Origin of the sequence: Brucella tritici (assembly GCF_008932285.1) — a bacterium.
GTDB classification, from domain to species: Bacteria; Pseudomonadota; Alphaproteobacteria; order Rhizobiales; family Rhizobiaceae; genus Brucella; species Brucella tritici.
Genome location: NZ_WBVY01000015.1, coordinates 1 through 13363 on the forward strand (window position 1 = coordinate 1; position 13363 = coordinate 13363).

Genomic DNA, 13363 nt, shown 5'->3' on the forward strand with positions numbered 1-13363 from the left:
CCTGAGCGAACACAGCCGAAGGCGCGATGATACAAGCGCTTAAGAACGCTAACGTTCTGATTTTCATTGTATTTCTCCAGTGAATTAAGTAACAGACATGAAACTCCCGCTGGCGACATAAGTTCCATAAAGTTTTTTAAAGAGGGACCATCAGCGCTTCCCGCGGTGTTTTAATTCACAGGAGAGTGGTTGCCAGAAAATCATATCGCTCGATCTTGACCTTCACATTTGAACCGATCTACGTGCGATCACAGTAAGCGTTCGGTGCTGAGCGCAGCTGTCCTTGCTTGACGTTCCATGGAAACAGGTCGTCGACTTTGGGAATGCCCCTTATGATAGTGGTTAGTCTAGCCTTGAGAAAGGTAAGGCGAGCGATGTCGTTGACTTTACAGGTCTCGATCAGAGAAGGGATGCGACCTCAGGGGAACCGTCATTGGAGGAACGGCGCAAGGAGCTGGCCAATTGGCCGGAGGACTAATATCTGGGGCTGGCAGTGCGGCTGGCGGCATTATCCAAGGCACTGGGCAAGCAGCAGCACCCTCCATTGAGCAAATGCTTCCCCAGGGATTGAAGGTCAATCCCGTCGACTATTTTACAGATACGTTGCTGCGAAATGATAGAGCACCCGCTTCTAGTGGGGAGGGTCAAAATGCTGCTGATTTCACCCGACAGGCAGGCAGCATTTTCTCCAACCTGCTCTCGACAGGCCAGATAACCGACGAAGATAAAGCTTGGCTCGTCCGTCAGGTTACGGCTCAAACGGGAATGAGTGAGACCGACGCCCAAAATCGCGTCAATCAGACAATCGAGCGGGTCCAGACCGTGAGAACGGAAGCGCAGAGGAAGCTCGATGAAGCGCGAAAGCAGATTGATGAGGCAAAAGAACAAGCCAGCAAGGCGCTTGAGGAAGCAAAAGCACAAGCATTGGAGACTGCTGAGAAGACCAAAATAGCTGGCATTCTGAGCGCCTTCCTTTTGGCTGCTTCAGCCTTAGTTGCCGCAGTGGCCGCCTATATCGGAGCAGTGCATGGTGGTCGTCACCGAGACGAAGGCCGAATTTGGAGCGGCTTAGCCTACCGTAGGTAGTTTCATCAATGTCCATGACGAGCCCCTTCACGCGGAAGCAGTGGAGGGGCTATTTCTGAGTACGGTCGACAATCCTCGTGGCGCTTGTTTGAGTCCTATCGGTGCATTTCTGGGACAGCAGGCGAGGGCATTAGCTACATACCCCCTAGTGTAGGGCAATATTTTCTGATCAGGTGATACCTTTTAATCCGTTCAATGCTGATGGAATCGTGACTCGATTGCGGTGAATAGGACCGGTCAGTGTGCACTACTGATCGGGAGTTTCTATTTATCCGTGCTGCGTGAACTTTCTCGCGCAATAAGAGTTATGTTTTCAGGAGGAGAAAGAATGAGCTGGTGGTTTATCGGAACGATAGTGGTGGCGCTACTCGCCTTGATCGGCTTTATGATTTGGGTAGAGAAAAACCGTGAATAACGGCAGCGAACTGCTTCATAGAAAGGCTCAGCGATCGTTGCGTTGCGGGTCCAGGCAGGTTACCGCTCGACACCTCGCATTGCGTTCTAGGATGTCATCCAGCATTAGCCCGTTTTTCGCTGCACCGGCGCGCCTCCACAGCATTTCAGAAATATCTGAAGATGACCAGAAAAAGCCAAATATTTTCAAAGACTAAGAGATCTGTTACACCCACATACACCCACATTGACGTTGCTGGCCCCGGCTACGAGGGCATTAAAGGCTTGCTCTTTATTGCGCTCAATCGTCCAAGCAAACTGGTGATCGCACATGTCTTTCGCAAGGTCACAGAATTCTCGTTCTAGTTCTCGGCGGTCTGTTGTCCACGCCTCAAGCATCTCAATTCCTCAGGCTGGCGCAGCGGCTCATCGGAAAGCCAGATTCTTTGAACCTTTTCCGATGCTTTCGGTTAATTTTATCGACCCCGCTTTTCGTTGTTGTCGCGCTTCAGTTGGGCAGCCTGCAGTCGTTCTGTTTTAGCATCCACCACAGCTTTTTCGTTCGTAAGAATAGCCTTCGCGACCCTGTCCGTGATCGCGTTTTTGGCTTCTATACGCAATTATGGAATCTTGAAAAGCGTCTCTTTGGTTAACGAGAGGGGCTTCTCTTCAATCATAGTAGTAACGCTGTTCCCATAAATGGAGCGGAGCAGCTGAAAGTTCGTATCGAATGAAAAAACCCCTATGTTCGGCAGAAATCTTAGCAAATTGAGCCGCGCGTAATATCGCGTCTTAAATCTTTTCCGGAATCTTGACTGGCAATCAAACGCCAGCTTTGCCTCGCTTGTCTACGTCTGAGACTTTAAGTAATGGATGGAAATTTTACTCCGAACTATAGTCTAGTTTAATGAAAGGGCGCCTTACTTAGCGACTGAAGCTGTAATCTCGATCTCCACTTTCGCACCGCGTGCAGGGATCTGGCAGATTAGGAACGTACTGGTCGGCCGAATGTCTTTGAACACTTCCCCAAGCACTGGCGTTACAGCATCGGCGGCCTCAAAATCTGTAACATACACTCGGCTTGCTACGGCATCGGCGAGGCTCGCCCCTGCTTTCTTCAACACGTTGTCGATATCTGCGAGCGCGTTACGGGCCTGTTGCGCTGCATCAGGGGGAAATATGCCTGTTGTTTTATCGCGGCCAGTGGTCCCCGAAACATAAATTGTGCTTCCATCAATAACCGCTTTGGCATATCCGGCGATTGCCTCCGAAGGGACTCCAGAAAAAATTCTCTGTGCCATTTTTCCGTCTCCTTGTCTTTGATAGTTGATCGTGTTGGGTGGGCGTTACACTATTTGAGATCTACCGATGATGGTTAGAACCGGTCCGGTGATAGGCCCGATATATCCACTGAAGACGAGTGTCCTTGTGCGAGTTCAGCCATGACTTTACCAGCCATTGGCCCTAGGCCAAAACCGTGTCCACTGAAACCCGTGGCCACTAGAAGTCCATTGACGCCGTCCACATGGCCCATAACTGGGATCACATCAGGAAGTGTGTCGATGATGCCAGCCCATACCGCTTCGATTTCGAGATCAGCGATCGCCGGCAGGAAGCGGCTTAATTCATCCTGCGCCTGCTGCACGCGATAATGTGCAGGTTCAACCGCCTCGCTTGTCGGTGCAATATCTGCAATTGGCACCAACGGTCGCGAGGGCGCAAACCTTTGCAGAGGGCCAAGGTAATTGATGCGGGCCGCGTCAGGATTGTTTTTATGTGTTTCTTTATAGTGACGCATGGTGCGCCAGGAATCGAAGCGTACGTCATATTCCCCGCCCGCCACTGAAAAAACGAATGCTCCACGTGCGTCTTGCCGAATGCCTGTCAGTGGGAGTGAAATGCAGGGATTGACGGTGAGATCTGCGGCCGGGACCGTTCGTGCCACGGTTGCGCGTATTCTTTCTTGCGGGAGAATGTACCCAACCGCGCGCAACAGCTTGGAGCTTTCGGTGCCCGCAGCGCACAGCACCTGATCTGCGCGATAATGCCTGCGGCCAATCCAGACCCCGTGCACATGACCAGCCTGAATATCCACTCGTGTCACACGCGCGCCAAGGATAACGGAAACACCGGCTTCAATCGCCGCTTCAAACATGGCTCGCGTTGCTCGGCTCGGTTCGGCACGCCCGTCTGATGCGGTAAACATGGCCCCGCGCACTTTAGCATCGTCTGCGATAAGCGGAAGCTTTTCGCGAATTTGCGCTTGTGTGAGCAGAACCGTGTCCAACCCAAACTGTGTGGCTTTGGATTGCCAGTTGGCTTGGTTGGCAAGGTCACCGTCACTGGTGGCAAGGACCACGTTGCCGCCACGAAGCCAGCCCACTTTACGGCCCAGATCCTGCTCCAGCCCTTCCCACAGGTTGAGAGAAGCCATAGCCAGCGGAAGCTCGCGAAAGTCACGGCCCTGCTGACGTACAAAGCCAAGATTTCGGCCGGATTGTCTGGATCCCGGTGTATCACGCTCGACAATCAGCACACGCAAGCCTGATCGTGCGGCATAAAGAGCCGTTGAACATCCGACTATACCGCCGCCAACGATGATCAGGTCCCATTTGTCCGAAGAATGCGCCTTGTGCGGAACAGTCATCTAGTGAACCTTGGAAAGGAAAGAGCGGGTTCGCTCAAACGCGGGATTATCCAATATTTCCGCCGGAGCGCCACATTCGACAATCTGGCCCGCCTGCATGAATGCAATCCGATTGCAGACATCGCGTGCAAACGACATTTCGTGCGTCACCACCATCATTGTCAGGCCATCTGCTGCCAGCGACCGCATGACGTCCAGCACTTCCCCCACCAGTTCGGGATCAAGTGCACTGGTCGGTTCATCGAAAAGCAGGACCTTGGGCTTCATTGCCAAGGCGCGTGCAATGGCAACGCGTTGCTGCTGACCTCCAGATAACATACGGGGATAATGGTTTAATTTATCGGCCAACCCCACGCGAGCCAACAGTTCGAAGGCCTTTTTCTCGGCCTCGCGTTTTGGAACTCCCAGCACATGGACGGGCGCTTCTATAACGTTTTCGAGTGCTGTTTTATGGCCAAAGAGGTTGAAGTTCTGAAACACCATGCCGATCCGGGCACGTTGGCATGCAATCAGCTTTTCTGGTAGTTCGTGCGCAAAATTGCCTTCGCGCCGGTAGCCGATTAACTCGCCGTCCACCGTAATACTACCTTGCTCGATGCGCTCCAGATGATTCACGCAGCGCAGCAGCGTCGACTTTCCTGACCCCGACGGGCCGATCAGACTGATCACCTCACCAGCGGCCACTTCAAGGTTGATGTTACTGAGAACAGTCATGCTGCCGTAATTTTTCGATACCCGGTCAAAGACAATCATCGGATCAGACATATTATTGAGCTTTCTGACGAAACAGACGACGGGTTGGGCGGAGTGGGGAGTTATGGGTCTGCTGATTGGAGCGACCAAAATGCCCCTCAATGCGAACCTGCGCAGCACTCAAGATGGTCGTTGCCGCCAGATACCAAATGCACGCCACGATCAACAAAGGGATAGTCTGAAAATTGCGTGAATAGATCGTTTGTGCTGAATAGAGCAGGTCAGCCAACGATATCACACTCACCAGAGAGGATGTTTTCAGCATTCCAATCGTTTGATTGCCGGTCGGAGGGATGATCACTGGCATCGCCTGCGGCAGTATAATGCGCCACAAAGCCTTTCCGTTGGTCATACCAAGTGATTTTGCCGCTTGTTTTTGACCGGGTTCCACCGACATCAAGCCGCTCCGAATGATTTCGGACATATATGCGCCTTCATTCAAACCCAGACCAAGGACGGCAGCCGTTACCGGCGATATCAATGAATTGGTGGGAACCGAAATCCACCACGATGTGAAAGGCAGCCCGATTGACATTTCGGGAAAGAGGGCGCCGAGGTTGTACCAGAAGATCAATTGTACCAGGACGGGGGTTCCACGAAAAAACCAGATATAGGCATTGGCTACATTCGAAATAACGATATTGTTGGACATTGCCATAATGGCCAAAATCGTTCCCAGAACAACTCCAATAGCCATGGTGACTACCGTCAACCATAGCGTGAGATACAGCCCCCACAGGATACGGCTGTCGAAAAGATATTCTCCAACTACATTCCATCCAAAATTAGGATTAGCCGCAATCATCTTGACGCAATAAAGTATGAAGATGATAAGCAGCGTTGCAGCAATCCGCGTCTTCCAGGCGCTGGACGGGACATATGTTAACATGGGCCGGTCAGGTGAAGGCGAGGGGGCGAAAGTTGAATCATCCGACATGGTGGCTGTCTCTCAATCGTATTCGCATTGATGCGGCCGATGAGCCCGATCATCAGTTATGTCACCGGCCGAGATTGCTATTTTGAAGTTGGGATCGTGGCCAGATTTATACCAGGCTCGTGTTCCATCGCCATTGGCGAGACAGTCCAATTCGCGTAAATTTTGTCGTAATCGCCGCTGGCCTTGACTTCCTTGAGAGCTGCAAGCAGTGCTTCGCCGAGATCCGCTTCATTCTTGCGAAATGCGATGCCACTGGGCATTCTTGGCAAAATCTGCATGGGAATGACTTTGACGGGATGCGGTGCCGACTTCTGAATTTCTCCGGCAAGGGCCGCAGAGGTCAAAACGAAGTCGCTGCGACCGGAATAAACCGACAGCAATGTCGCTTCGGATGTGCCGAATTCAGAAACGCTAGGTTTTTCCTTACCGGCTGCAACGCAGGCTTCGCCGATTTCCTTCGTAATCATATCGACCCATTCGGTGCCGCTTTGCGCAGAACCTTTCAGCCCGCAAAGGCCGAGATGGTCGTTTATATCAGCGCCTTTTTGCTCAAGGACATAAGCTGATGATGTCGTGTAGCCGTAATCAACGAAACTAACAACTTTCTGTCGTTCGGCATTGTCGGTGATGCCTTCCATCGCAATATCCCAACGTCCGGATTGGACACCGGGGATGAGGGAATCGAAGGAAACCGATGTAACATCGACTTTGACGTTGAGACGGGCGGCGATCGCGTTCCAGAGATCGACTTCAAAGCCGACCATTTCGCCAGCGTCGTTCATAGACTGGAAGGGCGGATATTTCGCGTCAGTAACTAGCTTGATGACACCGGCTTCGCGATATTTCTGTGGCAGGCTTTCCGCTGCGGTTTGCGCACTGACAGAGCCTGTTATCATGAGAAGGCTAATTACCGCCCCGATGGTAAGCACCATTGCATTTTTGGAGCGCTTTGTTTTTACAACACGCATTTTTTAGTTCCCCTTTGGCCGTGATTGTTTTCGAGCCACCCGGCCTCAAATGGCTCGCTTTTCTAGGCTTTGTTCTGGCGTTCCTTCTCAGCCGATCACGAACGGATTTGCTATCTCCTCTGCGGTGGATAACCACACGGCTTTGGTTTGTAGGAATTCTTTAATTCCTTCTATTCCGTTTTCGCGCCCTATTCCGCTCTTTTTATAGCCGCCAAACGGCGTGGTATAGGACACATCGCGATATGTGTTTACCCAGACACTGCCCGCTTCCAGGCTTTCTGACATAAGGATGGCGCGACGCATATCCGACGTCCAGACGCCAGCGGCCAATCCGAATTCGCTGTCATTGGCGATGGCTACAGCTTCTTCAGGCTCATCGAATGGGATGGCAGCTAAAACAGGTCCAAAGACCTCTTCACGGGCAATACGCATATCATTGTTCACGCCAGCGAAAATTGTTGGTTCAACGAAATAGCCTGCCGCACATTCATCCAGATCAGGCCGTTTGCCACCGAGGATGAGTTCTGCACCTTCCTGCCGGGCGATATCGATATAGCCCAGCACTTTCTCATACTGCATGGCATTGGCGATGGGACCGATGCGGGTCTCGAGGTGTTTGGGATCGCCAATGCGCGCCGTTTTGGTGAAGGCCGTCAGTTTTTCCAGAAATTCATCATGAATTCTGCGCTGCAACAACAAGCGCGAACCCGCGATACAGGTCTGACCGACTGCGCCGAAGATGCCGCCGACGACGCCGCGTACGGCATTATCAAGATTGGCGTCCTCAAAAATAATATTGGGCGATTTGCCACCAAGTTCGAGGCTAACCCGCTTGATGTCTTTGGCGGCCAGCGCATAAAGATGTGCGCCTGTGCGCGTCGATCCCGTAAAGCCAACGTGGCGGGTGAGGGGGTGGGTTACCAACGGTTCACCGACTTCAGGCCCATAACCCGTCACGACATTGATCACACCTGCGGGGAAGCCAGCCTTTTCGACCAGTTCCATCAATTTGATAGCGGTAGCGGAGGTATATTCGGCCGGTTTCATCACGAGCGTACAACCGGCTGCCAGGGCGGGAGCAGCCTTGAGTGAAAAAAGAAACAGGGGTGCGTTCCACGGCACGATGCCGACACAGACGCCAAGTGGTTCGTGCCGCGAGAAGCTCAGGGCCTTCTTATCGCAGGGGTGCACCGCACCTTCGATCTTGTCCGCAAGCCCGGCATAATAGTGATACCAGCGCGGAATATAGCGAATTTGATGGCGCATTTCGGCGAGAAGGCGACCATTATCGCGCACTTCGATCTCAGCCAGCTCATCTGCATTCTGTTCGATGAGGTCGGCGAAGCGCTGTATAATGCGGCCACGCTCGCTGGGATGCAACTTTCTCCACGGGCCTTTGGTAAAGGCATTATGCGCTGCTTGAATGGCTCTGTCAGCGTCTTCGGCATTGCCGCGAGGCACCAGAGCCCACGGCATGGCCGTAAACGGATCAATGGTCTCGATATATTGGCCCGATGACGGCTCTACCCATTCACCGTTGATGTACATAGCAAGTTTTTGCAGGTCGTGGGTCGACATTGCCCCTCCTCTTGGCGAGCCTTTGTGCGGGAAGCATGGCTTCCTTTCGCGGTGCGCGGCCCGGAATTATTCATTTCAATGCACTAAAGATATCGTTACCTATGCAAAATGATATTACTTTAAAAGTCAACAGTAAAAGTGATGAAGTCGAAATTGCGCTAAAATCGCGGTAAAACCGCAGAATAATCGAGATAATGCTGGCGTAAACGATTCTTGTCCGAAAAATCGATAGCATTTTTAAATTTACGCACTTGATTATGATATCATAATGGTTGAAGTTTACTATCACATTGACCTTTTTAAGAGCGACTATCGTGAACACTGACCAGCATCTCTACAAAAAAATCAAAAGTGAAATCGATCGTCGCGTTGAGACGGAAGAATGGCCTGCGAATTTTCAGATCCCTTCGGAAGGTGATCTGGCAGCAGAGTTTGATGTTTCACAACTGACCGTGCGCCGTGCGTTGCGCGAGCTGCAAACGGCAGGTGTGTTAATCCGCGTGCAGGGACGGGGCACGTTTGTGCTGGGGCCGCGCATTCAGTGCGCCGTGTTCGACCTTCCCAATATCAGCGACGAGATCGCCAGCTCTGGCGGCGCGCACACCTGTCAGGTTCTGGTTCACACAACCCTTGCGCAGGACAATCCTGCGCGCAACATTTTGCAATTGTCCGCAGATGGGGTGGTTTATTACAGCCGGTTTCTTCATCTGGAAGATGGCACGCCCATTCAGCTTGAAGAGCGCTATGTCAACGCCGCAGAAGCTCCGGGATATCTGGATCAGACGTTTTCAGCGCAAGGCCCTGAAGCATGGTTTCGGCGCGAAACGGTGGTCACAACAGTTGATAATGCCATTCGTGCCATTCGCGCTGAAGACGACATACGCCAGCTTTTGCAGATCGATACCAACCAGCCCTGTCTGCTTCTGGACCGTTCTACCTGGCGCGACGGGATTCCGGTCACGCGCAGCCGTTTTATCTATCCCGGAGACCGTTATCGGCTGCGTTCCGCGCACGACGCGCGCACCACCCGTATCGCATTAACACCCAATTTGGGCACTGTCCGCTGAATCCTAGAACGGAGTTTGAGATGAGAGATTTTATCAATAAGCTTGAAGAGCGCGGCGATCTGCTGGTGGTTGATCGCGAGATTGACCCTGCGCATGAACTTGCAGCCGTCACGCAGCTTGCGCAGAAAAAATGGGCGAAGCCCGTGATGTTTACCAACGTAAAAGGCACACGGTTTCCCGTTGTCAGCAATGTCTACAGCACGCGCGACAGAATTGCCGAAGTGATCGGCATTGACGCTAAGGATTTTTGCACCCAGTGGAGCCGTCTCGCATCTCTTGGCACGTCAGAGATGAAAGAGCCGCTAAAGCTTGCCGAGGACAGCGAGCTTCCCGAATATGAAGAAGTCAAACTGTCCGATCTACCACTGATCACCTATTCTGACCGCGACGGCGCGCCCTATTTCACCTCTGCAATGTTTATCGCCAAAGATCCGGAAACCGGCGTTGGTAATTTGTCTTATCATCGCTCGATGTTTATCAGCGATAACGAGCTGCGCTGTCGCTTGGCACCTCGCCATCATCTGACGATCTATCATGAGAAGGCGGAAAAACTGGGCAAACCGCTCGAAGCGGCCATGTTGATTGGTACGCCTTCGCATGCATTTCTAACCGCAGCAGCGCCACTGCCTTATGATGTCGACGAATTGGAAGTGGCGGCGCGGTTGCGTGGACGACCGATTTCCATGCGCAAATGCAACCATATCGATCTTGAAGTTCCCGCAGAAACCGAAGTGGTGATCGAAGGTCGCTTTCTTCCCAATGAACGCCGCGCTGAAGGGCCTTTTGGCGAGTTTATGGGCTATTACGTTCCTGTCGGACCGAATGCGGTTTTCGAAGTGCTGGGCGTCACCGTGCGTAAAGACGCAATGTTCCATTCGATATTGTGTGGTTCACCTGAAGAAGTACTCACACTCGAATTATCGGTTTCCGCGAATATCTATCAGCGCCTGAGTGCAGCGCTTCCCGGTATCGTCAATGTAACCTGCCAGCCATTCGTCAATCACGCCATCATTCAGATCGAGCCGCAGTTCGAGGGACATGCGCGTCAGGTCATGCTGGCGGCTATCGGCGCGGAACCCATATGGTCAAAGCAGATCACGGTGGTGGATACCGACGTGAATATCTACGACATGGATGATGTTCAATGGGCCATTCTAACGCGGTGTCGCCCAGACAAGGACATGCTGATCATCCCGGATACACCATCATTTTATCGAGATGAACAGAAGGACCATTGGGGCAGGCTGCTCGTGGATGCGACCAAGCCATGGGGGCGTGAACAGGAGTTTGAACGTAAGCGATTGCGACTTGGCGACAGTGTCAAGGCCAGCGACTGGTTCGAGGGAGCTTAATTGATGAGCGTTCAACGTCTGGTGATAGGAATTTCTGGCGCTTCGGGTGCAGCTTATGGGCTCAAAGCATTGGAACTGGCGCGATCCGTAGGCGTTGAAACACATCTTGTCGTTTCGCGCGCAGCACTTCTCACCCTCCATCAGGAGCTTGGCATACAAAAATCAGAGCTGTCGCATCGCGCCGATGTTGTTCATTCGGCCGCTGACGTCGGTGCTTCGATAGCATCGGGATCGTTCAGGGCGATGGGTATGCTGGTTGCTCCGTGCTCGGTCAAAACCATGTCCGAGATAGCGTCGGGGGTGACGTCGACACTCATGAGCAGGGCAGCCGATGTGGTTTTGAAAGAACGGCGTCGACTGGTTCTCATGGTGCGGGAAACGCCGCTGCATCTCGGGCATTTGAAAACGATGACAGCGCTCACTGAAATGGGGGCGATCATCATGCCACCCGTTCCAGCCTTTTATTCGCATCCCGCAAGCATTGATGAGATGGTCTGCCATTCAGTGGGTCGCGCTCTTGATCTGTTCGGTATTGAAACCGGCACTGTCAAACGTTGGGATGGGCTGAAATCTGGATCTTAAAGGCAGAGGAACAAGCGAGTGAACGATATAGAACGTCATTCAGCACTTTGGAGCTTTATGCTTCAACTCTATGCCAAGCCCGGAATTCCGGCTGCCTTGCTGAGCTTGCAAGACAATTATGCCATTGATGTGCCGTTTTATCTGGCGGTTCTGCACGCGGTAACAACAGACCGATATGTCACGGCAAAAGCGCTCAGCGCTCTATACGCCGAAATACAAGAATGGCGGGAAGAGGTCGTAATCCCGCTGAGAATTGTCCGAAAGACGCTGAAGGTGCATGCGTGGGCGACAAGTTTTGAAAATACGGGTGCCTTCCGCGAGACTATCAAAAGTGCTGAGTTAAACGCCGAAAGAATTGAAGTTGATGTTTTGGAAAAACTGATCCCAATCTATTTCAGCGTGGATTCCATTGATGACAAACCAAATATTTTAGCGGTTTCGCTGATGTTCTTGAATGTCTTCGGCTTTCCGGCGCTGGACCAACTTCCGGCAGACGCTGAATTTGTAGCCAGAACATTAGCAAGCAATCATTAGGGGTGAAACCCATGATTCATGCAATGTGTAATCACGCAAGTGGACTTGACCCAGCCCGACTATGAATGTGATTATGCGCTATTAATAACATCATTTGTTGTGAGATATGAACAGTTCAGACCAACCATTATATGCTCAAATAAAAAGCGCTATCGACAAAAAGATCGAAACAGCAGAATGGCCGGCAAACTTTCAGGTGCCTTCAGAAGATGACCTTGCGGGAACCTTCAGTGCATCTCGCCTGACAGTGCGCCGGGCATTGCGGGAATTGCAGGCTGACGGGGTTCTGTTGCGCATTCAGGGACGCGGAACATTTGTCATTGGCCCGCGGATGCAATGCGCGATTTTCAATTTGCCAGACGCTTCAGAGGAAGTGATCCTGTCGGGCGGCGCGCATAGCAGCCGTGTTTTGCAGCACGAGGTTTTGAGTGCGGACAACCCGCGGCGGAATATGTTGCAGAGCTCGCCCGAAAACGACGTCTTCTATTCCAAGCTTTTGCACCTCGAAGATGGAACACCGATCCAAATCGAAGAGCGATATGTGAATAGCGCTGAAGCGCCCGATTATCTCGAGCAGGACTTCACCCTGATTACCCCGAATTTCTGGCTGTTGCGTAACACGATTGTCACGACAGTCGACAATACAATCCGTGCTATACGCGCGGATGAAGACATTCGCGAAAATCTGCAGATTGATATCAGTCAGCCTTGTTTGCTTGTAGATAGGCAGACATGGCGCGATGGGATCCCTGTCACTCGAAGCCGATTCACATATCCGGGAGATCGTTACCGTCTGCGTTCTTCGCACGAGGCACGCGCTACCCGAGTGACTTCTTCGAGTCTGAGTAAATGATCAGGCTAACGACGCTTTAAAATCGGGCATCGCCGATCCCGGTTTACTGGCTGGTTCGAATTGACGGGATTGTCGCAAATAGTCTGACAAATTAAGACACAATTTGCTTGGCGAATACGGTGTTGACTGGCGGTCTGCAATTACAACCGTCTCAAGCTTTCGGGTTGAAGCACGGCTATTCTTGACTCTACGTCAAAATCCTCGGGAAAGCTGGTAAAACGGATCAGTTCGTGTCAGCAATTTGGCCCGGCTTCAAATCCCCCAGTTCATGCCCGCTTTAAAGGAACGAATGATTCTGACTGGCTATCAAAACTGCCGGCTCGCGCCCGGTGGACGGCCAGTAACACGCTTGAATGCGCGGCTGAAAGCCGCTTGAGACGTATAACCAAGCTTATGCGCTACAGTGTCAATCGCCAGCCTGTCCCGGTTTAGCCATTGGCTAGCAAGCCGCATCCGAAGTTCGGAAGCATAGCGAAGCGGCGGAATGGCACTGTTACCTTAACCTAAGTGTAAACATCAGTTGCGATAACGGGTGATGACCGAACCTCGTTCTTCGCTTTACCGCCGCCATCGTTATCCATCTGAGATTATTGCAGAGGCGGTGTGGTTGTAT

13 protein-coding genes and 1 pseudogene are annotated in these 13363 nt (G+C 52.1%); 7 read left to right on the forward strand and 7 right to left on the reverse strand.

The features are described from left to right. Window positions 1-462: 462 nt before the first annotated feature. On the forward strand, window positions 463-1086 hold the full coding sequence (locus F9K94_RS24010) for an ATP synthase subunit B family protein (RefSeq protein WP_151649014.1): 624 nt from the start codon (window positions 463-465) through the stop codon (window positions 1084-1086). Between the two features lie 1313 nt (window positions 1087-2399). On the opposite strand, the gene F9K94_RS24020 is transcribed toward F9K94_RS24010, so the two are convergent. The 6 genes from F9K94_RS24020 to F9K94_RS24045 form a co-directional block, all read right to left on the reverse strand. Further along, window positions 2400-2780 carry a RidA family protein gene (locus F9K94_RS24020; RefSeq protein WP_011983068.1) on the reverse strand — a complete coding sequence of 127 codons (381 nt, stop codon included), beginning with the start codon at window positions 2778-2780 and terminating at the stop codon, window positions 2400-2402. Between the two features lie 74 nt (window positions 2781-2854). Next, the gene (locus tag F9K94_RS24025; protein ID WP_011983069.1) at window positions 2855-4126 is read right to left on the reverse strand and encodes an NAD(P)/FAD-dependent oxidoreductase; all 1272 of its coding nucleotides are present in this window, start codon (window positions 4124-4126) and stop codon (window positions 2855-2857) included. Continuing rightward, window positions 4127-4891: an amino acid ABC transporter ATP-binding protein gene (locus tag F9K94_RS24030; protein ID WP_011983070.1), complete on the reverse strand. Its 765-nt coding sequence runs from the start codon at window positions 4889-4891 to the stop codon at window positions 4127-4129. It abuts the gene before it with no gap. A 1-nt stretch (window position 4892) separates the two neighbouring features. Beyond that, the gene (locus tag F9K94_RS24035; protein WP_151610679.1) at window positions 4893-5816 is read right to left on the reverse strand and encodes an amino acid ABC transporter permease; all 924 of its coding nucleotides are present in this window, start codon (window positions 5814-5816) and stop codon (window positions 4893-4895) included. Window positions 5817-5893: 77 nt separating this feature from the next. After that, the gene (locus F9K94_RS24040) at window positions 5894-6784 is read right to left on the reverse strand and encodes an ABC transporter substrate-binding protein (protein WP_151610680.1); all 891 of its coding nucleotides are present in this window, start codon (window positions 6782-6784) and stop codon (window positions 5894-5896) included. Between the two features lie 87 nt (window positions 6785-6871). After that, a complete protein-coding gene (locus F9K94_RS24045; protein WP_151610681.1) occupies window positions 6872-8362 on the reverse strand; it encodes an aldehyde dehydrogenase in 1491 nt (496 codons plus the stop codon). Between the two features lie 311 nt (window positions 8363-8673). Between F9K94_RS24045 and F9K94_RS24050 the strand changes: the two genes are divergently transcribed. The 5 genes from F9K94_RS24050 to F9K94_RS24070 all read left to right on the forward strand — a co-directional run bounded on the left by F9K94_RS24050 (window position 8674) and on the right by F9K94_RS24070 (window position 12750). Next, on the forward strand, window positions 8674-9429 hold the full coding sequence (locus F9K94_RS24050) for a UTRA domain-containing protein (RefSeq protein ID WP_151610685.1): 756 nt from the start codon (window positions 8674-8676) through the stop codon (window positions 9427-9429). A 20-nt stretch (window positions 9430-9449) separates the two neighbouring features. Next, on the forward strand, window positions 9450-10781 hold the full coding sequence (locus F9K94_RS24055; RefSeq protein WP_151610682.1) for a UbiD family decarboxylase: 1332 nt from the start codon (window positions 9450-9452) through the stop codon (window positions 10779-10781). A 3-nt stretch (window positions 10782-10784) separates the two neighbouring features. Then, entirely contained in the window at window positions 10785-11363 is a 579-nt protein-coding gene (locus F9K94_RS24060; RefSeq protein WP_151610683.1) for a UbiX family flavin prenyltransferase, read from the forward strand. 18 nt (window positions 11364-11381) lie between these two features. Continuing rightward, entirely contained in the window at window positions 11382-11897 is a 516-nt protein-coding gene (locus F9K94_RS24065; protein ID WP_151610684.1) for a TIGR02444 family protein, read from the forward strand. 106 nt (window positions 11898-12003) lie between these two features. Next, on the forward strand, window positions 12004-12750 hold the full coding sequence (locus tag F9K94_RS24070) for a UTRA domain-containing protein (RefSeq protein WP_011983078.1): 747 nt from the start codon (window positions 12004-12006) through the stop codon (window positions 12748-12750). A gap of 306 nt (window positions 12751-13056) precedes the next feature. On the opposite strand, the gene F9K94_RS24075 is transcribed toward F9K94_RS24070, so the two are convergent. Then, entirely contained in the window at window positions 13057-13236 is a 180-nt protein-coding gene (locus F9K94_RS24075; RefSeq protein WP_210250266.1) for a helix-turn-helix domain-containing protein, read from the reverse strand. A 49-nt stretch (window positions 13237-13285) separates the two neighbouring features. On the opposite strand from F9K94_RS24075, the pseudogene F9K94_RS25040 reads away from it, so the two are divergent. After that, window positions 13286-13363: pseudogene (locus tag F9K94_RS25040) on the forward strand (IS6 family transposase); the annotation flags it as partial.

Bases quoted from the DNA above. Each gene is read 5' to 3' on its own strand.
- F9K94_RS24055 (WP_151610682.1), top strand. From the start codon at position 9,450: ATGAGAGATTTTATCAATAAGCTTGAAGAGCGCGGCGATCTGCTGGTG.
- F9K94_RS24020 (WP_011983068.1), bottom strand. From the start codon at position 2,780: ATGGCACAGAGAATTTTTTCTGGAGTCCCTTCGGAGGCAATCGCCGGA.
- F9K94_RS24045 (WP_151610681.1), bottom strand. From the start codon at position 8,362: ATGTCGACCCACGACCTGCAAAAACTTGCTATGTACATCAACGGTGAA.
- F9K94_RS24025 (WP_011983069.1), bottom strand. From the start codon at position 4,126: ATGACTGTTCCGCACAAGGCGCATTCTTCGGACAAATGGGACCTGATC.
- F9K94_RS24060 (WP_151610683.1), top strand. From the start codon at position 10,785: ATGAGCGTTCAACGTCTGGTGATAGGAATTTCTGGCGCTTCGGGTGCA.
- F9K94_RS24030 (WP_011983070.1), bottom strand. From the start codon at position 4,891: ATGTCTGATCCGATGATTGTCTTTGACCGGGTATCGAAAAATTACGGC.
- F9K94_RS24035 (WP_151610679.1), bottom strand. From the start codon at position 5,816: ATGTCGGATGATTCAACTTTCGCCCCCTCGCCTTCACCTGACCGGCCC.
- F9K94_RS24070 (WP_011983078.1), top strand. From the start codon at position 12,004: ATGAACAGTTCAGACCAACCATTATATGCTCAAATAAAAAGCGCTATC.
- F9K94_RS24040 (WP_151610680.1), bottom strand. From the start codon at position 6,784: ATGCGTGTTGTAAAAACAAAGCGCTCCAAAAATGCAATGGTGCTTACC.